This window comes from Haloferax volcanii DS2 (assembly GCF_000025685.1).
Classification (GTDB): domain Archaea; phylum Halobacteriota; class Halobacteria; order Halobacteriales; family Haloferacaceae; genus Haloferax; species Haloferax volcanii.
Genome location: NC_013964.1, coordinates 204877 through 226670, shown reverse-complemented (window position 1 = coordinate 226670; position 21794 = coordinate 204877). Strand labels below are relative to the sequence as shown.

General features: G+C 66.4%; 20 protein-coding genes and 1 pseudogene. 9 read left to right on the top strand and 12 right to left on the bottom strand.

Annotated features, from left to right (window positions below; genetic code table 11):
- Positions 1-19: 19 nt before the first annotated feature.
- Positions 20-979 (bottom strand): sensor histidine kinase, encoded by a 960-nt coding sequence (locus HVO_RS00965; RefSeq protein ID WP_004041338.1) that lies wholly within the window; start codon positions 977-979, stop codon positions 20-22.
- A gap of 330 nt (positions 980-1309) precedes the next feature.
- Between HVO_RS00965 and HVO_RS00955 the strand changes: the two genes are divergently transcribed.
- The 3 genes from HVO_RS00955 to HVO_RS00945 all read left to right on the top strand — a co-directional run bounded on the left by HVO_RS00955 (position 1310) and on the right by HVO_RS00945 (position 3531).
- Entirely contained in the window at positions 1310-2494 is a 1185-nt protein-coding gene (locus tag HVO_RS00955; RefSeq protein WP_004041340.1) for a LolA family protein, read from the top strand.
- Positions 2495-2846: 352 nt separating this feature from the next.
- On the top strand, positions 2847-3218 hold the full coding sequence (locus HVO_RS00950; RefSeq protein WP_004041341.1) for an ArsR/SmtB family transcription factor: 372 nt from the start codon (positions 2847-2849) through the stop codon (positions 3216-3218).
- A gap of 1 nt (position 3219) precedes the next feature.
- Entirely contained in the window at positions 3220-3531 is a 312-nt protein-coding gene (locus HVO_RS00945) for a DUF7521 family protein (RefSeq protein ID WP_004041342.1), read from the top strand.
- 109 nt (positions 3532-3640) lie between these two features.
- Here HVO_RS00945 and HVO_RS00940 read toward each other — a convergent pair whose 3' ends face one another.
- Positions 3641-5065 carry a DUF6498-containing protein gene (locus HVO_RS00940; protein ID WP_004041343.1) on the bottom strand — a complete coding sequence of 475 codons (1425 nt, stop codon included), beginning with the start codon at positions 5063-5065 and terminating at the stop codon, positions 3641-3643.
- Positions 5066-5279: 214 nt separating this feature from the next.
- On the opposite strand from HVO_RS00940, the pseudogene HVO_RS21435 reads away from it, so the two are divergent.
- A pseudogene (locus tag HVO_RS21435) lies at positions 5280-5492 on the top strand (DUF6498-containing protein); the annotation flags it as partial.
- Here the strand turns inward: HVO_RS21435 and HVO_RS00935 are convergent.
- The 10 genes from HVO_RS00935 to HVO_RS00890 all read right to left on the bottom strand — a co-directional run bounded on the left by HVO_RS00935 (position 5414) and on the right by HVO_RS00890 (position 15597).
- Positions 5414-6154 carry an ABC transporter ATP-binding protein gene (locus tag HVO_RS00935; protein WP_004041345.1) on the bottom strand — a complete coding sequence of 247 codons (741 nt, stop codon included), beginning with the start codon at positions 6152-6154 and terminating at the stop codon, positions 5414-5416. The pseudogene HVO_RS21435 and the gene HVO_RS00935 sit on opposite strands and share 79 nt — an antisense overlap.
- Positions 6154-7047, bottom strand: coding sequence for an ABC transporter permease (locus tag HVO_RS00930; protein WP_049914740.1), 894 nt, complete (start codon positions 7045-7047; stop codon positions 6154-6156). The genes HVO_RS00935 and HVO_RS00930 overlap by 1 nt, the downstream gene beginning before the upstream one ends.
- Positions 7044-7982 (bottom strand): ABC transporter permease, encoded by a 939-nt coding sequence (locus HVO_RS00925; RefSeq protein WP_004041347.1) that lies wholly within the window; start codon positions 7980-7982, stop codon positions 7044-7046. Before HVO_RS00925 ends, HVO_RS00930 begins: the two co-directional genes overlap by 4 nt.
- A 2-nt stretch (positions 7983-7984) precedes the next feature.
- Complete coding sequence (locus HVO_RS00920) at positions 7985-9088, bottom strand: extracellular solute-binding protein (RefSeq protein ID WP_004041348.1); 1104 nt, start codon at positions 9086-9088, stop codon at positions 7985-7987.
- A gap of 418 nt (positions 9089-9506) precedes the next feature.
- Positions 9507-10403: a nickel transporter permease gene (gene nikC / locus HVO_RS00915; RefSeq protein WP_004041349.1), complete on the bottom strand. Its 897-nt coding sequence runs from the start codon at positions 10401-10403 to the stop codon at positions 9507-9509.
- Positions 10400-11344 carry a nickel ABC transporter permease gene (gene nikB / locus HVO_RS00910; RefSeq protein WP_013034969.1) on the bottom strand — a complete coding sequence of 315 codons (945 nt, stop codon included), beginning with the start codon at positions 11342-11344 and terminating at the stop codon, positions 10400-10402. Before nikB ends, nikC begins: the two co-directional genes overlap by 4 nt.
- A gap of 82 nt (positions 11345-11426) precedes the next feature.
- Positions 11427-12998, bottom strand: a complete 1572-nt coding sequence (locus HVO_RS00905) for an ABC transporter substrate-binding protein (RefSeq protein ID WP_013034939.1) — start codon at positions 12996-12998, stop codon at positions 11427-11429.
- Positions 12999-13282: 284 nt separating this feature from the next.
- A complete protein-coding gene (locus tag HVO_RS00900; protein ID WP_004041352.1) occupies positions 13283-14020 on the bottom strand; it encodes an aspartate/glutamate racemase family protein in 738 nt (245 codons plus the stop codon).
- A gap of 61 nt (positions 14021-14081) precedes the next feature.
- A complete protein-coding gene (locus HVO_RS00895; RefSeq protein WP_004041353.1) occupies positions 14082-15056 on the bottom strand; it encodes a deoxyhypusine synthase in 975 nt (324 codons plus the stop codon).
- A 97-nt stretch (positions 15057-15153) separates the two neighbouring features.
- Positions 15154-15597, bottom strand: coding sequence for a DoxX family protein (locus tag HVO_RS00890; protein WP_004041354.1), 444 nt, complete (start codon positions 15595-15597; stop codon positions 15154-15156).
- A 678-nt stretch (positions 15598-16275) separates the two neighbouring features.
- Here HVO_RS00890 and HVO_RS00885 point away from each other — a divergent pair.
- The 5 genes from HVO_RS00885 (at position 16276) to HVO_RS00865 (ending at position 21766) form a co-directional block, all read left to right on the top strand.
- The gene (locus HVO_RS00885) at positions 16276-17013 is read left to right on the top strand and encodes a 2-phosphosulfolactate phosphatase (RefSeq protein WP_004041355.1); all 738 of its coding nucleotides are present in this window, start codon (positions 16276-16278) and stop codon (positions 17011-17013) included.
- A complete protein-coding gene (locus tag HVO_RS00880) occupies positions 17006-17803 on the top strand; it encodes a sugar phosphate isomerase/epimerase family protein (protein ID WP_004041356.1) in 798 nt (265 codons plus the stop codon). The genes HVO_RS00885 and HVO_RS00880 overlap by 8 nt, the downstream gene beginning before the upstream one ends.
- 282 nt (positions 17804-18085) lie before the next feature.
- Positions 18086-18949, top strand: coding sequence for a hypothetical protein (locus tag HVO_RS00875; RefSeq protein ID WP_241431388.1), 864 nt, complete (start codon positions 18086-18088; stop codon positions 18947-18949).
- A 19-nt stretch (positions 18950-18968) separates the two neighbouring features.
- Positions 18969-20810 (top strand): ABC transporter ATP-binding protein, encoded by a 1842-nt coding sequence (locus tag HVO_RS00870; RefSeq protein WP_004041358.1) that lies wholly within the window; start codon positions 18969-18971, stop codon positions 20808-20810.
- Complete coding sequence (locus HVO_RS00865) at positions 20807-21766, top strand: energy-coupling factor transporter transmembrane component T (RefSeq protein WP_004041359.1); 960 nt, start codon at positions 20807-20809, stop codon at positions 21764-21766. Before HVO_RS00870 ends, HVO_RS00865 begins: the two co-directional genes overlap by 4 nt.
- Positions 21767-21794 lie beyond the last annotated feature (28 nt).

The following is a 21794-nucleotide window of genomic DNA, read 5'->3' as shown; positions in this document are numbered from 1 at the left end:
CGAGGCCGATACAGCCGCGTCAGTGCTCCGGCGTGGGGAGCCTGACTTCGACCGTCGACCCACCGCCGGCGCGGTCGACGATAGAAACCTCGCCGTCGAACTGCGTGACGAACCAGGAGACGGTCCACAGTCCCATCCCGCTCCCGTGCGACAGCGGCGTTTCCTCCCCGCGTTCCAAGATTTCGCGTTCCGTCTGCGGGATTCCCGGCCCGTTGTCTTCGACCGTGATTTCGACTCGCTCGCCCGAGATGCGGCACGACGCGACGGTGACCACGGGGTCATCCTCGTCGTTGTGGACGATGGCGTTCTGCACGAGTTCGTCGAGCGCGAGGGAAAGCGAGTGCGCGCTCGCGAGCACGGTCTGCTCGCCTGCCCGGAATCGAATCGTCGCATCGGGATATCGCCGCTCGTACGTCCGCTTGATATCCGACAACACGTCGTCGACGCGGACCGGCTGCTTGTCGGTGGATTCCTCCACGACGTTCTCGAACCGCCGGGCCTTCTCGCCGGTCGACATGAGGTCGTCGGCGTTCTCGATGATTCGGTCCGTCTTCGAGACCATCGCCTCGACCGAAAACTGACTCGCCGCGGTGACTATCTCGTCGAGCGCTCGAAGTTCGGCATCGATACCGCTGGTCGTCTCGCTGAGGTTCGTCACCGTCTCGGCCAACTGGTCGTAGTCGCCCTTCTCGGTCGGGAGGTCGACCGCGTCGAGGTCTCGGCGCAACTCTCGTGCGTACCCGCTGACGATATTAAGATTGTTCCGCAGGTTGTGCCGAAGCATCCGATTCAGCACCATGAGTCGCTCTTCGCGCTCTTTTCGGTTCGCTTTGATTCGTCTCGCGCCCTCGTTCCACGTTGCGACGTATCCGTCCGCATCGAGGAGAAATATCGCGTATTCAGTTACCTCCTGAAAGAACTCTCGTAGGATGAGATCGGATTCGATGTGTTCGAACAGCTCTCTCCGCTCGCTTGACATTATCGGTTGAGTACCATCCGCACGCGCATAAACTCCCCGGCGTTCGAGGCGTGTACGGTCGGAAGCGCCGTCGACCGGTCGTCGAGTCACCCGTCAGCGAGTCGAGCAACGAGCGTCGTCTCGGCGACGAACGTCTGCACCAGACCCACTGGAGGGCGCAGACCAACGCCCGCGTTCGCGTCGAAGGCGTCGTGGAGGGCGACATATCAGACCCGTCTCGCGCCTTGCGCGTGTAGCTATCGGTCCGGTGGGCGCTCGGCCCGGCGTCCAGAAGTATTTAGCCGTCGGCACTCCGACACGCAGTCGAACTTCCGCCAGAGTGCTTCCAGTATGACCCGCCCTCCACTCCGACTCAACCGACGCACGCTCGCCGCGTTCGTGCTCGTCGCCGTCGCGCTCTCCGCGGTCCTCTGGACGACGGGGGGCGCGATAGGCGACGCGAGCCCCGCAGTCGACGCGAACGTGACCGAGCGCTACCGCGGCATCGACGCGCTCACCGGAACACAGACGGTCGAGGTCCGAGCCGACGACACGGTTACGTCTCGGACCGTCGCCGACGTGACGCTCGTCCCGGAGACAGAACGGAAGCGCGTGAACTTCCGGAACGCCGCGAATCGACAGTACGACCGGCAGGTCTCGAACGGGTCGACGCTCTGGCTTCACGAGACAGACAGGGATGCGGTGACCGTCATCGAACTGACGGGGCCGCCGACCGAGTCGCGGACGGCCGAACGGCTCCAACTGCTCGTCGCGGCCGCGGGGCTGACCGACGACGCCGGTCGTCCGCAGTCCATCGGCGTGTCACCGCTCCCCGTCGTACCGCGGCACGCCGGTGTCGCCCCCGGAGCCGACGCGAACCGTAGCTACACCGTCGAGTTCGTCGAGACCGACACCGTCGGCGGGCGCGAGGCGTACGTCCTCGACATCGTACCCGAGACGAACCGGAGCGAGGCGGGCTACCGCCAGCGGTTGTGGCTCGACACCGAGCGGTTCTACCCGCTTCGCAAGCAGACGGCGTGGACGGCCGACGGGACTCGGCGGTCGGTGACGACGACGTACACGAACGTGACGTTCGACGCGGCGGTGTCGGCCGACACGTTCCGCCCGGACATCGACGCCGGCACGACCGTCGAGCGTCAGGAGACGCCGAACACGTCGTGGTTCCGGAGCAGGGCCGACTTGGTGGCGCGGAGTTCGATTTCGGTTCCCGAGCCGACGGTTCCGTCCGCGTACGAACTGGTCTACGCCACGCGGACCACCGGCCGCATCGACGGGGTCGGACTCCGCTACGCCGCCGGCGGCCGCGAACTCACGGTCGCGAAGTTCAACTACACCCTCGACATCGACGCCGACGAGCGCGACGCGACGGTCGGCGGCCGGCCGGCGACTATCGACTACGGACCGACCACCTCGGTGTCGTGGAACTGCGACGGCTACGGGTACACCGTCCGCGGGACCGGCGTCGAGACGGACCGCCTCGTCGAAGTCGGTCGCTCGGTCGGCTGTCCCGCCTGAAAACGGGCGAGTTTCTGGGTCAGAAACTGGCCCCCGTTTTATATGGGCTAACGGCGCGTCGGTCGAACTGCGATGGGCCCCGCCGAACTGACGCCGGACTGCCCTCCCGAGCAGTACCGGACTGTGCCCTCTGACAGCACCCCGGCACCCATCGCGGTCATCGCTGACGCAGCAGCCCCTCCACAGCATCGCCGTACGACCCCGCAGTATCGACGCACTAACCCGTACCATCGTGCTCTCTCGACAGCCCCGCCGTGCTCCAGCCCCGATTCGGACTCCAACTCGGTCGCCGCGACCAACAGGGGTGGAAACCCGTGGGCCTATTAATCCGACGAGCAGTCATTCGACCACCGTGAGTGAGGATCCGGCGCTGGGCGATATTCTCGACCTCCTCAGCGACGAGTACGCCCGAGACATCCTCGCAGCGACGAGTACCAAACCAATGTCCGCACAAGAGCTTGCCGACGAGTGTGAGATGTCCAAACCGACGGTCTACCGCCGGGTGGAACGATTACAAGCGTACGGACTCCTCGACGAGCAGACCGAGATTCGAACCAGTAACAACCATTACAGCGTCTACACCGCCACGCTCTCCGAGTTCTCCGTGGCGCTAGACGACGGGTCGTTCGAGGCGTCGCTGACGCGTACCGACGACGAGTCGTTCCCCGGCGAGGGGGAATCCGACACCGCCGACCGCTTCAAACGGATGTGGGAGGACCTCTGAGATGGCGACGCTGTCGGCCGTCCTCGACTGGCTTATCGTCTCGCTCGCCCTCGGGTCGACGCTCGTCGGGAGCTACGTCGGCTATCAGGCCTATCGCGGCTACCGCCGTCACGACAGCCGGACGATGCGGGCGCTGTCCGCGGGCCTGTTCCTCCTCACGGCCGTCGCGTTCGGCGTCGCCTTCGTCGGCTCGGTGCTCCTGCGTCAGGGTTACATCGGCCTCCAGTACCAACAGCCGCTCACGCTCGTCACGCGGCTGTTCCAGTTCTGCGGCGTGGTGCTCATCGCCTACTCGTTACATTCGCGAGGGTAGTCCGCCCGCGGGCCGTCGCGGGCGACCTCGTCGTGACGCTACTCGTTCACTCACGCGCTTTCTGCTTCTCATCTTTTCGTTCGTCACAAACCGCTCTAGTCGTCTCACCTCACGAGTGCGCGAGCTTCCAGAACCCCTTGGGAACGATGGCGAACGCCGGGAACAGGAACAACGCGAGCAGCCAACTCGTGGACGGGCCGAGCGGGGTGACCACCACGGTGACGACGCCGACCGCCGTGAGGACGACCGAAGCGACGGCGGCCCAGACGAAGCGCCGGTCGAGCGGCGGGAGCGTCGTGGACTCGACCGGCAGGTCGAACGCCTCGACGACTCTCTCGGCGTCCGCGACCGGCCCGAATGCGCGCTCCGTCTCGTCGTCGCCCCGGCCGACCGTCGCCGCGATGGTTCGCGTTCCGAGATAGCGGTCTGTGGGACGGGCCGCCACGACCTCGGCGTCGCGGAAGTCACCGACCGCCGCCGCCCACTGCGGTTCGCCGGTCAAGCGGTCGTGAGCGACGAGTCGGCCGCCGAACCGCCGGTAGGTCAGCCACCCGCTCGCGAGCGTGTCCTCGACCACGTCGCCGGCGAGCATGAACCCGAGGAGGGCGAGTCCGAAAAGGCCGAATCCGACCCAGACCGCGAGCGAGGCTTCCTCGGCGACGAAGGCGGTTCCGCCAATCCAGACCATCGCGGCCATGGTGACGTAGAACGGACCCGTCGTCGTGACCGCGCGCCAGACCGCGGCCGCGACGACCGCACGGCGGTCCACGTCGATTTCGGCCGCGGGTCGGCCGTCGGGAACGTCGAGCGCCTCGCGGGTCGCCTCGCTGTCGGGGCCGGCGAGCCAACTAGTGAGCCGGCCGCCGCCCCGGTCCGCGCGGAAGCCGGACCACTCGAAGAGGAGTTTCACGAGCACGAACGCCGCGAGGGCGACCGTCGCGCCGCCGAGGACGACGACGAACAGGAAGCACGCGAGGAACATCGCTTGGCGAGCGGGGATTTCGACGAGGGCGTACGGCGAGCGCTCCGCGTATCGGTCGCCGCGGAGGAACGCGGCCGCCGTCTCGCCGACCTGCCCGACGACGAGCGCGGCGACGCTGACGACCGCCTCCGGGCGGGCGAGCACGTCGAGCACCGAGACGACCTCCGAGAGCGGCGCGAGGAGGAAGACGCCGACCCACGCGCCGCCGCCGACGACGGCCGTCGCGAAGGGGACGTTGCGGGGATACACCGGCGGGAGTCGGTCGTGAATAGTGACGCTCCCGCGCTTATCCACGAGGTCGCTTTCGGACCGGTTGAGCACGCCGCCCTCGCGGGACGAGGTCGGCGGTCGGCCGGCGAACAGCGCTTTCACGCCCGAAAGCGGGAACAACAACAGCAGTTCGAGCGCGTAGACCGCGAGGAGGGTTTCGGGGTTCCAGCCGAACCACAGCACGCCGACGAGGGGGAGAAGGTTCGCGGAGAGCACCGGGAGAAACCCGATGCCGGCGGGGAGAGACGACGGTGAGGCGTCATCGTACCGTGGAGAGGCCATCGGATGCGTCGTTTTACGCATCCAATCATATAACTGCTGAAACCCGCGCTCGAATCGGCCCGGCGGCGCGCGACGACTCGGGGAGCGACTCCGACGCCCGACGCGAGTCAGACCACCTAACTGTCCCGAGTGAACTGTCCCTGTATCGACAATGCTCACTCCCAGCGAGAGGCGGCGAGCGAAAGTGGCGGTGTTGCTGGCGGTCAACGCCGTGCCACTGGAGCGCGTCCGAAGCGCCACCGACCGCCTGTTCGGAACCGAGACGCTCCGCCTCGAACGCGATGACCGCGTGTACCGACTGCCGCACCTCTCCTCGGACGCCGTCGCACTCGCGCCGCTACGGCCGAGTCACCAGCTGACGAACGGGAGGTCGGGCGCGTCGAGCGCGACGAACTCCGAGACGAACTCGGTCGCCGGCGATTCGTAGATCTCTCGGGGCGTGCCGACCTGTTCGACGCGACCCTCGTTCAACACGGCGACGCGGTCGCACATCACCATCGCCTCCGCTTGGTCGTGGGTGACGTAGAGGCCGGTGACGTCCAACTCGGCGAGGAGCGCGCCGACTTCGGTCCGCAGGCGCGCCTTCAGTTGGGCGTCGAGTCCCGTCATCGGCTCGTCCAACAGGAGGACGTTCGGCTCGATGGCGAGCGCGCGCGCCAGCCCGACGCGCTGTTGTTGGCCGCCGGAGAGTGTCGTCGGGTCGCGGTCGCCCATCTCGTCGATGTCGAGCATGTCGAGCAGTTCTGCGGCCCGGTTCCGTCGCTCGCGCTTCCCGACGCCCCGCATCTTCAGCCCGAACGCGACGTTCTCGGTGACCGTCATGTTGTCGAACAGGGCGTACTCCTGGAACACCAACCCGACGTTGCGGTTCTCCGGGGGGACGTTCGTCACGTCCTCGCCGTCGAACCTGACCGTCCCGTCGGTCGGCGTCTCGAAGCCGGCGACGGTTCGCAGGGTCGTCGTCTTCCCGCACCCCGAGGGGCCGAGGACGCCCAGAATCTCGCCGTCCGAGACGGTGAGCGAAACGCCGTCCAGCGCCGTCGTGTCGTCGTAGTCCTTCCGAACCGCGTCTAGTGCCACGTCTGCCATTAGCTACCTCTGATGTCGAAGCCGCGGCGACCGACCCGCTGCAAGAGGAGGGTGACCGCGACGATGATGAAAAAGAACATCGACACGGCGGCCGCCGCCTTGGTGAACGAGCTGTTCGAGATGTGTCGCTGCAAGAAGAGCGCGAGCGGTTGGGTACCGTTCGCCCAGACGATGTACGAGAAGTTGAACTCCGCGGCCGCGAGCGCCCAGCAGATGATGGCTCCCGAGACGATGCCCGAGCGGGCGTTCGGCACGATGACCGTCAGGAACGTCCGCGGCCACGACGCGCCCAGCGAGCGCGCCGATTCCTCCAGTTGCCGGAGCGGCATCGACTCGAACTCGCTTTGGACTGCCATCACCATGAACGGCGCTTTCAACAGGGAGTAGCCGACGATGAGCCCGAAACTCGTCGCCGAGAGGTCCGGATACGCCCGGAGGAACGCGACGCCCAGGATGACGCCCGGCACGAGCGGGAGCACCGAGACGGCGTTGACCCACTCTCTGCCCGGGAACTCGTAGCGAGCGACCGCGTACGCGATGGGGACGCCGACGACGAGGTTGATGAGGACGCCGCCGAGCGCCAGCCCGATGCTGAACGCCAACTCCGCCGGGACCAACACCGTCAGCGTCTCGCCGCCGAGCGGGAGCCTGAACAGCGGGCTCCATCCCATACTGCGCTGGGAACCAATCGTGTCCGCGAGCCCCAGCACCGCCCGCCAGTTCTCGAAGGTGACGAAGCCCGAGGGGAGAACGCCGGTCCAACTCGCGGCGAACGAGGCGACGACGGTGAGGACGATGGGCGCGATGAGGAACGCGACCGTCGCGAACAGGGTCAGCGCCACGACAGACCGCCCGAGCCGACGCGAGAGGGACGGGGACGGGGACGGCCTCATATGCCGACCTCCGCGCTGGTGTACCGAAGTCCGAGGACGGTGAACAGGAACGTGAACGCGAAGTAGACGGTCGCCATCGCACCGGCGACCTGCACGTCGTAGCCGACGCCGAGTTCCCGCGAGAGTTGGAGCGTCCAGACGACGAGCGTCTGGATGACGACGAGCGTCCCGAAAATCGCCAGCCCCGTCCGGAACGTGAGAATCAGCGCGCCGGTGATACCCGGTCGAATCTGCGGAAGCGTGACGTACCGAAACGTCTCGAACGGCGTCGCGCCGAGGGCTTGGGCGGCCTCCTCGGCTGCCGAATCGACCTCGGCGTACGTCCCGCGGAGGATGAGCGTCGCGCGCGGCACCATCGAGTACACGAAGGCGACGAACAGCCCCGGGACGCTGACCGCAAAGGCGAGGTCGGTGGGGCGGCTCCCGGTGAGGGCGGCCGCGACCGCGGTGACGACGCCGTTGTTTCCGAACAGCACCAGAATCATGAACGCGGCGACGATGCCGGGGAGGCTGATGGGAAACGAGACGAGCGTGACGAGGAGGTCCTCGCCGGGGAGGTCGTACTTTTCGAGAGCGTGCGCGATGGGGACGGCGAGCCCGACCGAGACGAGCGTCGTTCCCGTGGTCAGCCACAGAGAGTCGAACGCCACCCGGCGGTAATAGGGGTCCCCGAACAGCGTCGCGTAGGCGTCGAGCGAGAACCCGACCGACCGATACTGGGCGGTCGAGACGCTGATGCGAACGACTTCGGAGAGGGGATACAGCCCCGCGACGAGCACCAACGCGGCAAACGGCGCGCACAGCGCGACGATGCGGCGGTACTCGCGCTCCCGTTCGGTGACGGGGTTCGCGACGGTCTCGACCGCGCCGACGACTCGCGCCGTGAGCGCCCGGACTGTCGAGAGCGAGCTGTTCTCGGCGTGTCGGTCGGACATCCTCAGATGTTCGCGCCGCGCGTTATCTCTTGGATGATGTCCTCCTGCTGGTCGACCAACTGGCCGTAGTCGACTTGGAACTCCGTCCGGTCGTACTCTGCCGGGTCGATGAACTCCTCGGGAAGCTCCAGCTCCGAGGAGCGAATCGGCCTGACGTAGGCGTCGAGGAACTGCTGTTGGCCCTCCAGCGAGAGGACGTAGTCCATGAACAGTTTGCCGGCCGCCGGGTTCGGCGCGCCCTCCAAGAGCGCGTAGCCGTACGGCATGTTGAGCGCGCCTTTGTTCCCGTTTTCGCCGCCCAAGAGCGCGACGCCGACGTTCTCTTCCGCGACCTCGTCGTTGTTGTACTTGAGGTCGAGGCCGGAGTAGTCGTACCGGATGAACGTGGCGTACTCCCCGCGGGAGAACTGCGCGAGGAAGTTGTCGGTGAACTCCGCGCCGCCCTCCTGAATCCGCTCGTAGTAGTCGATGACGGGCTGGAGGTCGTTCATGCTACCGCCACGGGCGTTGTTAATCGACAGCGCCGCCGCGAGCCCGACCGCCGCCTGCGGGGTCTGGAGCGCGAGGTCCTGCATGAGTTCGGGCTGGAGCAGGTCCTCCCACGTGGTCGGCTCGTCGAGGCCGCGTTCCTCGTAGATGTCCTTCCGATAGGTCACGGCCGTCGTCACTCGACGGGTCGCCGTGACGTGGCCGTCGTCGGTCTTGAGCGAGTCAGGCACCTTGTCCCACCCCTGCGGCTTGTACGCCTGCGTGAAGCCCTCGTTCCGGGCGACGATGCCGTAGGTGTAGCCGCCGTTGTACCCCGAGTGGGTCACGTTGTTCGAGTGCGAGCGCATGTGCTGGAGCGCCTCGCCCGACGAGCGGTCGTCGTCGTGGACGGCCACGCCGTAGGAGTCCTCGAACGACTGCATCAGCGACGGCCAGTTCATCCACCCGGACTGGACGCAGTAGAAGTACAGCATATCGGGGAACGCGGTGGCCTCGATGTTCGTCTGGAAGTCCCGATAGCCGACCTCGTACGTTTCCGCGTCGCCGCCACCGGACCCCGTCGCGTCGGCGTCACCCTCGGAACTGCTCGTCGTCAGACAGCCGGCGAGACCCGCCACCGCCGCGGCAGAACCTCCGATGAAACTTCTCCTGGTTGATACCATCACCCGGTCAACATGACTGGGTGATAAAGGCCGTTACTATGAGCTGTCCGTACTGATTGCAGGGCTATGCCAACCCCAAAAGAGCTACCGGGCACTCAATAGGCGGCGGGAAACACGAGTCCCCCCGTCGGTCGGATCGCGGTCACTCCAGTCGAGGTTGCTCGAATAGAGAGCCGTCACCTGGATTAGACATCTCAAATTCTATTTTCAGATAACTTCATTTTCCACCCGGCCATCGGTTGGCATGCGTTCCACGAGGAACGCGCAGTCGTATCGTGGTCAGGTGAGTTCCTGACGAGCGGACGGGAACGTTCGTAGCTCTATCAACGTTCCGTCCTCATCGTTCGCGACGACGAGCGCCGTGAGGGGCGTCTCACGCGCGTTCGCGTTCTACCCGGTCGGACTCTGTCGCGGAGAGCGCCGCCCGAAGTCCGTCGCCGAGGAGGTTGAACCCCAGCGCGGTGAGCAGTATCATGCCGCCCGGAGCGTTCACCAGCCACCAGGCGTCGCGGAGGTGGTTCCGGCCGCCGGCGAGCATCGCCCCCCACTCCGGGGTCGGGGGTTGGACACCGAGACCGAGAAACGACAGGCCGGCGGCACCGAGAATCACGCCGCCGACGTCGAGCGTCGCGAGGACGACGACCGGACCGACCACGCTCGGAAGGACGTGCCGGCGAATCACGTGCAGCCGAGAGGACCCGAGCAGCCGCGACGCGGCGACGAACTCCCGCTCTCGCACCGAGAGGACGGTGCTTCGAACGAGTCGGGCGTAGGAGGCCCAGCCGACGACCGCGAGCGCGACCATGGCGTTGAGAAGGCTGGGGCCGCGGATACCCGCGACGACGATGGCGAGGACGATACCCGGGAACGACAGCAGCGTGTCGAGGAGTCGCATCAGCGCCGCGTCGACCCAGCCGCCGACGTAGCCGGCGACGAGGCCGACGGCCGTCCCGAGCGCGAGACGGACCCCCGTGACGACGACGGCGACGCCGAGCGAGAGGCGCGCACCGTGGAGCAGTCGGGCGAGCACGTCGCGGCCGAGCCGGTCGGTCCCGAGCGGGTGCGCGAGCGAAGGAGGTTCGAGCCGGTGTACGAGGTGCTGTTCGACGGGATCACGAGGCCACAGGAGCGGGCCGAACGCCGTGAAGACGACCAGTGCGACGACGATGAGGCCGCCCACCCTCGCAGCGCGGTTCGTCGCGAGCGCGGCGTACCACCGTCGCCACCCGCGTTCCGCCTCCGACGCGACCGATTCGTCGGTCCCGTTCACGGCCGCGTCCCTCCGATATCGATACGCGGGTCGAGATAGCGGTACGTCAGGTCGACGAGGAGGTTGACGCTCACGAACGCGACGCCGACGAGGAGCGTCACGCCCTGCACGACGGGGTAGTCCCGCGCGAACACCGCGTCGACGAGGAGCGTCCCCAACCCCGGCCGCTGGAAGACGGCTTCGACGACGACCGCCCCGTTCAGGACGTAGCCGAACTGGAGCCCGATGACCGTCACGACGGGGACGAGCGCGTTCCGGAACGCGTGTTTGTACACCACGACGCGCTCGTGCAGCCCTTTCGACCGGGCCGTCCGGACGTACTCCGTCCCGAGCGTGTCGAGTATTGACGTTCGAACCAGCCGCGCGATGACGCCGGCCATCCCCGAGCCGAGCGTCACCGCCGGGAGCACGAGGTGCGAGATGTCGCCCGCTCCCGAAACCGGAAACAGACCCAGTTGGAGCGCGCCGCCGATGATGAGCAAGTAGCCGAGCCAGAAGTTCGGCATCGACACGCCGACGAGGGACGCGACCCGCGTCAGGTCGTCGACGTAGCCACCGGCCCGCACGGCGCTCGTCACGCCCGCGGGGACGGCGACCGCGACCGCGACGACCGTCGACGCGACCGCCAGTTCGACCGTGTTGGGCAGGCGCTGAACGAGCATCGACCGCACCGGCCGCCCCGACTGGTACGAGGTGCCGAAGTCGCCGCGCGCGACCTCGCTGAGCCAGTCCGCGTACCGGACCGGAAGCGGGCGGTTCAGCCCGTGAGTCGCCCGGAACTGTTCGACCGCCGCCGCCGACGGTTGGTGGCCGAGTTGCTGGGAGAGCGCGGCGACCGCCGGGTCCCCCGGCGTGAGGAAGACGAAGCCGTAGGTGAGGGCGGACACGCCGAACAGCACCAGCACCGCCCCGCCGACTCGACGCAGCAGGTGCCGGCTCACGACTGCCTCCGACGGCTCTGACCGCGGCGGTCGCTGCGGCCGCTGCGGTGGCCGCTCAGTCCTGTGGGTGGCACTCGCTCCGTCATGCCCTCGACTGGTGCGTCACGTCTTCGAGGTGGTAGCACGTCTCCGTCGGCAGCGGCCGGTAGCCCTCGACGTCGGCGCTCGTGCCCACGACGTTCGTGACGTGTGTTACCCAGCCAATCGGAACGTCTCGCTGGGCGATGGCCTGCACCTCGTCGTACCGGCGCTTCCGCTCGGCGCGGTGTGTGGTCGTCCGGGCTGCTTCGAGCAGTCGGTCGACCCGCTCGTTCTCGTAGCCGCTGAACATCGTTGCCTCCGTCGAGTGGACGAAGTCCGCGAGCCGGTCCGGGTCCGGGTACCACAAAAGGGAGTTCGACCACAGCACGGCGTCGAACGAGTCCCGATTCGCCCGTTCCCGGATGGTGCTGTACGCCAGTTGTCGCAGCGAGACGTCGAAGCCGACCGCCGAGAGCTGTTCTTGGACGACCTGCGCGACGATTGGGAGCGACCACGCGTCGTAGGTCCACAGTTCGATTTCCAGCGGTTCCCCGTCGCGGACGCGGCCGCTTTCGGTCGCCTTCCACCCCGCCGCTTCGAGCAGTTCCCGGGCCTTCTCGGGGTCGTACGCGTACGGCTCGAGGTCCTCGTTGGCCCATTCGGTCAGCTCCGGCGGGTACGGTCCGACGGCGGCCGGCCCGCCGCCGTTCAGCACGCTCTCGACGATGCCAGCCCGGTCGAGGGCGTACATGGCCGCTCGGCGAACCTCGCGGTCCCCGAACGGCGTCGAGGTCGTGTCGAAGACGAGATAGCGAGTTCTCGGCACTTCGTACTCGTAGGCCGTCAAGTGGTCGTGCGCTTCTAGACCCGGCGTCGTTTCTGTGGAGAGCTGACGAGCCATGTCCAACTCCCCATTTTCGAGTTTGAGGAGACGGGTCTGTTCGTCCGCGACGCGCTCGTAGACGAGTTCGTCGATACTCGGAACCGTTCCGTGATACGACTCGAACGCGACAGCCGTGATTCGTTCGCCCGGCTCCCACGAGTCGAACCTGAACGGGCCGGTCCCGATCAACTCGGTTACCGCCCCGTCGTCGTCGTACGATTCGGACGAGACGATACTGGTCTCGGCGCGGGTGAGGTGGGCCGGCAGCGGCGCGAACGGACGTTCGGTCCGGATGCGAACGGTCCGGTCGTCCGCGGCCGAAACCGACTCGACGGGAAGGCCGGCAAGCGACGTAGACGCGAAGCTCCGGCGGAGCGATTCGACTGCCAACGCGGCCGAAAGTGGCGTTCCGTCGTGGAACGTCACGTCGTCGCGGAGGGTGAACTCCCACTGTCGACTCTCGTCGGTGGCGCTCCAATCGGTCGCCAAGCCCGGCGCGACCGAGGCATCGTAGTCCGTGATTACCAGCGGCTCGATGACGCTCAGTTTCCTGAACACCCACCCTTTGACGAGGGGGTCGAGCGAGTCCGGGTTCCACTGTGTTCCCACTCGGAACGTCGTGGATTCGTTCTCACTCGCGTCCGGGGCGCTGTCGTCGGCCCCTCCGAGACAGCCGGCGAGACCACCGAGACTCGCCGCTGTGAGTACTGATAGTACGGTACGGCGTCGTAGAGGGCGTGCTTCGTTCATGATTCCTGAGAGTGGGTAGCGACCGTTGTCTCCTCGATATTCTCCGCCCGCCGCAAAAATCAATTGTGGTTTAATTTTGTAAAGTGTAATTGTACAGGAGGTGTGGTCACCGCCGATTCAGGACCGCGTCGCGGCCGCCGAACGGCCGCGTGGCGTTTTCGGCCATCGGATTACTATCTGCTCAAGCGAGTCACTCCCCACTGAGTGGGTGGTTCCTTAGTTACGCCACGGACCCGAAGTCGCTCGCGAAGGGTGGGAACTGACATCCCGACGACCGAACTCCGCTATCCGTCTACCCGTCCCGCGAGGCTTCGTTCGACGGCCCGCTCGACGTGGAGCGCCGTCGTGTCGAACAGCGGAACGTCCGGCCGGTCGGCCTGTTCGACGAGGAGTTCGATTTCCGTGCAGCCGAGGACAATTCCGTCGGCACCTCGTTCGACTAACTGGTCGACGGCTTTCAGGTAGTAGTCGCGGGACGCCTCGCGAATCTCGCCCTTGGTCAGTTCCTCGAAGACGATTCGGTCGATTTCGTCTCGACGCGACTCCTCGGGGACGATGACATCGATGCCGTGTTCCTCGAACCGCTCCCGGTAAAACGCGCCGTCCATCGTCGCCCGAGTTCCAAGGACGCCGACGGTCTCCAGTCCGTCGGCGAGAATCGCGTCCGCGGCCGCGTCGACGATATGGAGGAAGGGAATCGAAAGCGCCGCTTCGATGCGCGGTGCGACCCTGTGCATCGTGTTCGTCGCCATGACGACGAAGTCCGCGCCGCCGGCTTCGAGGTCCGTCGCGGCGGCTGCGAGATAGTCAGCCGCGTCGTCCCACCGCTCGGTCCGAATGTAGCGCTCGACGGTGCCGAAGTCGACGCTCCGAATCAGGAGTTCCGCCGCGTGGTGGCCGCCATGCACGTCGTTGATACCCTCGTCGATGAGCCGGTAGTACTCGACCGTCGATTGACTGCTCATGCCGCCGAGGATACCGACCGTTCGTAGTTCGCCGCCGACCGCGTCGTCTTCGTTCATGTTGGGTGAGCAACCACTCGCTCACGAGGATAAATATCGCTCGGCGGGGCGCGTAGCCCCGCTAGTTCTTGAACGCGCCGGCGACGAGGAGCGGGAAGACCAGCGTCGCCTCGGCTTCGACCTGCGTGTAGTTCGTGTCGTGGTCCTTGACTTTCCCCCACGATACGGCTTCGTTCGGGGGCGCACCCGACAGCGAGCCGTCGCCCTCCATCCCCGTCGAGATGTAGACGACGTAGTCCGCGCCGCCGCGGAAGAGGTTCGTCATGATGGCGTGGTGCTTGGGGACGCCGCCGCCGACGGCGATGAGACCGGTTTCGTCCGCGAGGAGGCCGTCCTGGATGAGCGAGTCGTAGTCGTCGAGAATCTCGATGCCGACCTCCTTGTCGTAGCCCTGCCGGTAGTAGTAGAGGAAGTTACCGACCTCGGCGTCGGTGAGCGCCGGGCAGTAGACCGGCACGTCGTTGTCGGCCGCCTGCTTCAACACCGAGTGCTCGTCGTCGAGCGTCGCGCCCAGTTCGCGGGCGAACGCCGTCGGCGTTCGCACTTTCTCCTCCGCGAAGAAGTCCTCGAAGAAGTCGTAGAGGTACTGTTCGAGCCAGACGTACCGGTCGGAGGGGACGTAGATGTTGCCGAGGCGGTTGATGCCGCGCTCGCGGAGTTCGCCCTCGTCGGCGTCCCACGAGCCCATCTTGAACGGCTTGGCGGTCTTGATGACGTCCTCGGTCAGCGACCCAGAGGTCGTGATGAGCACGTCGACGAACCCCTCGCGGACGAGGTAGGCGACGGCCTCGCGCAGGCCTGACGAGACGATGTTCGAGGTGAACGTCAGGTAGACGGTCGCATCCGCCTCCTGCATCTCCTCCGCGATGTCGATGGCTTCGGCGAGCTGCGTCGCCTGAAAGCCGGTCGTCGCGTACGCGTCGAGGAACTCGTCGAAGTCGAACGCGCCGTCGAAGTCGTAGCCCCGAACGTCGGCCGAGTCGATGGCCTCGTCGCTTCCGGGGACGACGCGGTCGTGAGTGTCATCTTCGGTCATCGGGTACGGCTCGCACCGGCGCGCTTGAATCAGTTCCGTTTGGACGCGAAAAACCGCGTGACAGCGTGGTGATTCACACCAATTCGCTTGGAGACAGTCACCGCACCGAACGCGACTCGTCGGCCTCGACGGACTCGGGGCGAGTGTACCACCACGCCCACGCGACGAGTACGCCCTGAAGCGGCAGGCGAAGCCACAGCGCGGCGTCCGAGGGCTCCCGAAACGCCGCCGGAACGCCGTCGAGCACGATGTCGCTCGTCGCCATGTAGACGTTCGCGGGGAAGACCGCAATCAGCAGTGCGATGAGCCCCCACGCGGCGACGCGCTGAGTGCGGCGGACGCCGACGCCGACGCCGAGGGCGATTTCGACGACGCCGGAGACGTAGACGAGCGCGAGCGCCGCCGGGAAGACGGGCGGAACGACCTGCGCGTACGCGTTCGGCACGACGAAGTGCATCACGCCGGCGAGGACGTAGAGGCAACCCATCGCGTACCGGAGCGGCGTCTTGAATCGGCGGAGTCGTTCGGTGGCGAGAGTCATCTCGAATCGACGTTGGGCCGGCGGTGGAAGACGCTGTCGGCGGCAACGACGCGGCGGCCACGGACGCTTTCGAAGCTCACTAATCAAACAGTAAGACAGTAGTTATACTGATAAGTTTGTCTGTCCGTCTCGTGGCCGAAGCGACCGAAGTCGGGGCAAACCGCCGGCGGGCTGGGAGCCGACCACGGGACTCCCGCGTCGATAGCCCCACCCACGACGACGGCGTCGTTTGCCACGAACAGGTAAAATTCGGGCGATTTAGAGTGTTTCGGTGATATCTTAGTGGCGGTGTGAACGCGGTCGCACGCTCCGCGGTGGAGCGGGTGCGTTTCGGGGCATCCAACAGTTCGGGAACGCGTCCAAATCACGACCGAGATGGGACGTTCCCGACTGCTCGGCTCGCTCGAACGAAGAAACGCCGAGTGTGGCGCTGTACGCCCCCGAATCGACAGGGAGTGAGACAGACGATTCGTCGGAAGAACGTCGTCGTTCCAAGCCGCGGTCGGGACCGCGACCGGCGAGAGAGAACTATCATAATATCTAGTAGAAAATAGTTTGCTTTCCGAGTATTCTCCCGATCCCGGCGTCGTCGAACGCGGCGTCCGAACTACGGATAGTACGGTCGGATATATATCGCTACTAGCAACTGACTTGTGGGTGTTGTCGAGAGCCTGGGCTATGTCCGCAGATGGACGACAGACAGAGCCGTTCGTAGAGACGTTGATAGAGGGCTGTGAGAACATCCCGGCGGAGCCGACGCCGGGCGACTACGTGGTGGTGGACGTGACCCACTTCTCGGCGACCGTCGCGGAACTGCTCGCGCTCGGGGCGGAGTACGTCCACGTGACCGACGAGCGCGGCGACGAACCGGCGTACCAAGAGGACCACCCCGACAGTCTCATCGGCGGCGGCAAGACCGACGACTACGAGCCGAACCCCGGCTACGACTTCTTCAACTCGCCGAGCTACGTCCAGCAGTTGGACCTCGACGGGCGACCGACCGCGATGACCTCCACGAACGGCGGGCGCGCCGTCTCGACGCTCCGCGAGCGCGGCGGGTCCGACGTCGAGGTGTTCGTCGGCGGCTACACGAACGCCGCGGCGGTCGCGGACCTGCTCGAAGCCCGCGGGCGGCCGGTCACTATCGTCGCCAGCGGGTCGAGCGGCCAGCCGACGCCCGACGACACCCTCGGCGCGGCGCTCATCGACGAGTGCCTCCACGGCGACGGCCTCACCGACCGCGACCGCGAGCGGTACGCGCGCCTCCTCGTGACCGCGAAGGGGCCGCGATACGAGCAGAAACACGAGATTCGGCGGCGCGACCTCCACGAGTTCGAGACGGCTATCGACTCCCGGTCGGTCGTGCCGGTCCTCCGCGGCGACCGACTCGTCCCCGCGAGCCGGGTCGATGTCTGAGGCGACGCCCGTCCAGCGACCGCGGTTCGGCGCGTCGATGGACATCCGCTACGCCGACGAGGTGGCCTCGTTCGCCGGGTTCCTCCGGCGGTTCGACCTGAACCACGTCGAACTCCGCGCGGGGTATCTGGACGTGCAACCGGGCGAGCGAGACGCCGAGCGCCTGCGGGCGGTCGCCGAGGAGTTCGACGTGAGCTACACGGTCCACGGCCCGCACCTCGACGTCGCGCCCGGGAACGTCAACGAGCGCCTTCGGAACGCCGCGGTCGCGGCGACCAAAGAGGCAATCGAGCTCGCCGCGGCAATCGACGCCGGCGGCGTCATCGTCCACGGGGGGTCGGTTCGGACGCGCTACCCCGACCACGTCCGCGAGCACACCCGCGAGCAGGCGGTTCGAACGCTCCGCGAGTGCGCCGAGTTCGCCGCCGAAGTGGGCGTCCCGGTCTGCCTCGAAAACCAGCGCGACAAACCGGGCACGCGTCGGCACACGGCGACCCCGGACCGACTCGCCGCGTTCCTCGACGACGTCGGCGTCGGCGACGAGTTCCTGAAGTTGACGCTCGACGTGGGGCACGCGAAGGCGACCGGCGTCGATTACGAGCGGTTTGTCGAGCGGTTCGGTGACCGCATTCAGGTCGCGCACCTCCACGACAACGACGGCACCGAAGACGCGCACGAACCGCTCCCGTCGTTCCGGTCGGTCGCCGCGGACATCGACGCCCCGTACAACGTCTTGGAGATGAAGTCCCGCGCTGACGTTGAGCGCTGCGTGAGCGGGACCGACGCCTGACGGTCGGGGTCGGTATCGGCGTCAGCGTCGGTGTCGGCGTCGGCGGCATCGCCACCGCTCGATTCCCGGTTCCGTGCCGTTCTTTTTTTTGACGCGAGCAGTTCGTGCAGTCGCATCCGAATCGGTTCGCGAGCGCCGCGGCCGGTCGGCGTCCGGAGCGCGATATACTGATGCGATTGCTATGTACTGCCACCGATTACTCCACAGAGTATAGTCGGATATACAGTCGTACGCTGTGCTCATACCAACGATTAACCAATTCGCTTAACGACCACCACCCGGATGGTGACAACGTCCAACAACTCGAGTAGTGCGTTCAGTTTCGACCACAGGGACATGATAGCGTTCATCCTCGTCATGTCGCTGCACGGTTTGCAGAGCATGATTACGGAACTCCTGCCGGAGTTCTCGATAGGCGGGTTAGGCGTCTCTATCGGACCGTTCTGGTTCGTCGCGATGTCGGTCGTTCTCCTCTTCCGGTCGTTTTGGGGCTGTCTCGCGATTCCGGTCGGCGGCATCGTCTTCGGTGAAATTCTCATCGGTGACTTCAGCGCGCTCGGCGCGGTCGAGGGCCTCATCGTCATCACGCTGTCGTGGTTCTTCGCGATGTCGCTCATCACGGACCCGAAGAACGTCAAGCAAATCGCGGCGGTGGGCTTCCTCGCGAAGGCGATGGAAGAGACCGCGGCGTGGTTCATCGACGTCGGGAAGTTCTACGTCGGCGTCGAAGAGCTCGAAGCGATTTCGTGGCTCCCCGAGACTGTGTGGGCAACCGAGGGAATCGGGGCGCTGCTTCAGATTATCATCGCCGGCGTCGTCTTCGGGGCGATTCCGACGCTGTTCCTCTACCCGCGACTCCGCGGGAAAATCGAACCGCTGCTCGGCATGAGCCCCGTCGAGGGCCGCGACGGCCCGATGTTCACGCGCACGTCGCTGAAGCGACTCATCGCGTGGGTGGCGCTGATACCCGTCGCGTTCGCGTTCGAGACGCTGAGCGAGACCAGCGGCGGGCTCGTCACGTTCACGCCGGAGTTCGTCGAAACGTACGGCCAAGCGTTCCTGTTCGTGCCGATTGCCATCGCGGCGGTCATCTCGTTCGGGCTCGTCGCCTACCGCCAGCGCAAGGTCGACGGCTTGCAGGACTAAACCCCCATCTTTTGTTTTCATGAGCAGCAACAACATCGTCGTCGAGGACCTGACGTTTCAGTACCCCGGCGGCGACGAGGCGGTACTGCGCGACGCGAGCGTGACGATAGAGCCGGGCGAGTTCACGGCCGTCGTCGGTGGCAACGGCAGCGGCAAGACGACCCTGTGTAAGACGTTCAACGGCCTCATCCCGCACTTCTTCGAGGGGACGTTCGACGGGCGCGTCAGCGTCGCCGGCACCGACACCCGCGAGTCGGACGTGGCCGAACTCTCGAAGACGGTCGGCTACGTCTTTCAGGACTTCGAGAACCAACTCGTTCAGGAGACGGTCCGCGACGACGTGGAGTTCGCGCCCCTCAACCACGGGCTCGACGACTACGCCGAGCGGGCGACCCGCGCGCTCGAAACCCTCGGTCTCGACCACCTCGAAGACCGGTTCATCTGGGAGCTGAGCGGCGGCCAGCAACACCTCGTCGCGCTCGCGGGGGTGCTGGCGATGGACCCCGAGTTCATCTTCGTCGACGAGCCGGCCGCACAGCTCGACCCCCGAAACGCCCGCGAGACGTACGAACAGCTCCGACGACTCAACGAGGAGCGCGACAAGACGGTCATCGTGATCGAACACCACTCCGAGTTCATCGCCGACTACTGCGACGAGATGGTGCTCGTCTCCGACGGCGGCGTCGCCTGGAAGGAACCGGTCGAAGTCGGCCTCAACAGACTCGACGACCTACTCGCCCACGACATCCACCCGCCGCAGGTCACGCAAATCGCCGACGGCCTGCCGTCCGAGGCGGGCACCCTACCCAGTGGTCGGTATCCCGTGACCGTCGACGAGGCGGCAACGGCGTTTCAGCCCGCCACGGCACGCGGTTCGCGGGCCGCGGTCGACGGCGGCGCGGTGGCGACAGCCGGCGCGGACACCGGCGGCGCGCCGACCGACGGCGAACAGGATAGGGACGCGCTGGTGACGATGCGCGGTGTCGGTCACGGCTACCCCACGCTTCGAGAGGGGTACAACCACGTCCTCGATGGGCTGGACCTCGAACTGCACGCGGGCGACCGGGTCGCCCTCGTCGGTGCCAACGGCTCCGGGAAGTCGACGCTGTTGCGGTTGCTGACGGGGGTAGAGTCCCCCGACCGGGGGACGGTGACGGTTCTCGGACGCGACACGAGCGAGACGCTTCCCGAGCAGTTGGCCGACGACACCGTCTACATCCACCAGAACCCCGAGGAGATGTTCGTCGAGGACACCGTCCGCAAGGACATCGCCTACTACCTCGAGAACCGCGACACCCCGAACGTGGACGACCGCGTCGACGAGATTCTCGCGTATCTGGACCTCGAACACCTCGCGGACCGTGACGGTCGCCTGATGAGCCTCGGCCAACAGCGCCGCGCGTCGCTCGGCATCGGGCTCGCGACCGACCCGACGGTCGTCCTCCTGGACGAACCCACGGGCAGTCTCGACCTCCAGAGCCGCCGCGAGGTGACCGGCATGCTCCGGAAGGCCGAGAGCCGCGTCGAAACCGTCGTCGTCGCCTCGCACGACCTGCAACTGGTCGCGGCGTGGGCCAACCGCGTCCTCGTCATGGGCGAGGGCGAGGTGCTCGCGGACGCGCCGCCGGCGGCGGTGTTCTCCGACCCGGACCTCCTCGCCGAGACCGACCTGCGCCAGCCGCAGGTGGTCGAACTGAGCCGGCGACTCGGACTGGAATCCCCCGCCCTCAGCACCGACGCGATGTGCGAGACGCTGGCTCGGTCGCTCGGTGACGACGTGGTCGAAGCTGGCGGTGGCGGCGGCATCGGTGAGGCCGGCGATAGCGACGACGAAGCCGAGTCGGACGGAGGGGCGCGATGAAGTACGTCGACGCGCTCACCGACATCTCGGTCACCGACATCAAGGTGGACCTGATGCGGACCGCCTACGACAACGAGGACGCCCTGTTGAACAGCTTCGACCCGCGCGTGGTGCTCGTGTGGACCGTGCTGTTCATGATTATTCCGTGGCTGTTCTACGACACGCTCCCGCTGGCCATCCTGCTCGCGGCGGCCTTCGTGCTCGCCGCGCTCTCGCAGGTCAGCAAATACCTCCTCGCGTTGCTCCTGTTCGGCCAAGTCACCAACGTCGGCTTCTTCGTGGTGTTGGTCCCGCTCATCGGCGGGGCGATGCGAGCGGTGGGCCACCTGGGTGACAACGCCGGTCGGGTCGTCGAAGGCGTCACGACGGGTGATGTGAGCGTGTTCGCCGAGACCGGAACTATCGTCGCGGCCGCGGTCGGTCGGGGTATCCACACCGCCACGACCAGTCAGGAAGTCGGAATCGACGCCGTCGGGGCGCTCGTCCCGTTCTTCCTCAAGCTCACGATTATCTCGGTCATCAGCCTCGCCGTCTTCTCGGCGATGAGCCCGCAGAAGCTCAGCAAGGGGATGTTGCGTCTGGGCGTCCCCCGTCAGCTCACGTTCGCCATCGCCTACGGCTACCGGATGATGCCGCTTCTCGTCGAGGAGTACCACGCGCTCATCAACTCCTTCCGCCTCCGGAGCAAGGTTCCCGAAAAACAGGGACTGTTCAGGTGGCGCTACTTCTCCTACCTGCTGACGCTCTCGGTCAAGGCGTTCTACCCGCTGATTTTCAACGTGGCGAAGCGCTCGCGGGTCAACGTCGAGGCGATGGAGACGAAGGGGTTCTCGCGCTCGCTGGGCGACGAACAGAGCCAAGCCCTCCGGACCGAGGGCATGATGGTGCGGACCCGAGACGTCACGTTCGTCTTCGGGTCGCTGCTGTTCGTCGCCGCGGTCTGGGTGTTTACTTGAGCTGACGGCACGCGTCGGCACGCGTCGA

Excerpts from the sequence above, each read along its gene's own strand:
- HVO_RS00965 (WP_004041338.1), bottom strand. The coding sequence starts at position 979 with ATGTCAAGCGAGCGGAGAGAGCTGTTCGAACACATCGAATCCGATCTC.
- HVO_RS00955 (WP_004041340.1), top strand. The coding sequence starts at position 1,310 with ATGACCCGCCCTCCACTCCGACTCAACCGACGCACGCTCGCCGCGTTC.
- HVO_RS00945 (WP_004041342.1), top strand. The coding sequence starts at position 3,220 with ATGGCGACGCTGTCGGCCGTCCTCGACTGGCTTATCGTCTCGCTCGCC.
- HVO_RS00940 (WP_004041343.1), bottom strand. The coding sequence starts at position 5,065 with ATGGCCTCTCCACGGTACGATGACGCCTCACCGTCGTCTCTCCCCGCC.
- HVO_RS00935 (WP_004041345.1), bottom strand. The coding sequence starts at position 6,154 with ATGGCAGACGTGGCACTAGACGCGGTTCGGAAGGACTACGACGACACG.
- HVO_RS00930 (WP_049914740.1), bottom strand. The coding sequence starts at position 7,047 with ATGAGGCCGTCCCCGTCCCCGTCCCTCTCGCGTCGGCTCGGGCGGTCT.
- HVO_RS00925 (WP_004041347.1), bottom strand. The coding sequence starts at position 7,982 with ATGTCCGACCGACACGCCGAGAACAGCTCGCTCTCGACAGTCCGGGCG.
- HVO_RS00905 (WP_013034939.1), bottom strand. The coding sequence starts at position 12,998 with ATGAACGAAGCACGCCCTCTACGACGCCGTACCGTACTATCAGTACTC.
- HVO_RS00900 (WP_004041352.1), bottom strand. The coding sequence starts at position 14,020 with ATGAACGAAGACGACGCGGTCGGCGGCGAACTACGAACGGTCGGTATC.
- HVO_RS00895 (WP_004041353.1), bottom strand. The coding sequence starts at position 15,056 with ATGACCGAAGATGACACTCACGACCGCGTCGTCCCCGGAAGCGACGAG.
- HVO_RS00890 (WP_004041354.1), bottom strand. The coding sequence starts at position 15,597 with ATGACTCTCGCCACCGAACGACTCCGCCGATTCAAGACGCCGCTCCGG.
- HVO_RS00885 (WP_004041355.1), top strand. The coding sequence starts at position 16,276 with ATGTCCGCAGATGGACGACAGACAGAGCCGTTCGTAGAGACGTTGATA.
- HVO_RS00880 (WP_004041356.1), top strand. The coding sequence starts at position 17,006 with ATGTCTGAGGCGACGCCCGTCCAGCGACCGCGGTTCGGCGCGTCGATG.
- HVO_RS00875 (WP_241431388.1), top strand. The coding sequence starts at position 18,086 with ATGGTGACAACGTCCAACAACTCGAGTAGTGCGTTCAGTTTCGACCAC.
- HVO_RS00870 (WP_004041358.1), top strand. The coding sequence starts at position 18,969 with ATGAGCAGCAACAACATCGTCGTCGAGGACCTGACGTTTCAGTACCCC.
- HVO_RS00865 (WP_004041359.1), top strand. The coding sequence starts at position 20,807 with ATGAAGTACGTCGACGCGCTCACCGACATCTCGGTCACCGACATCAAG.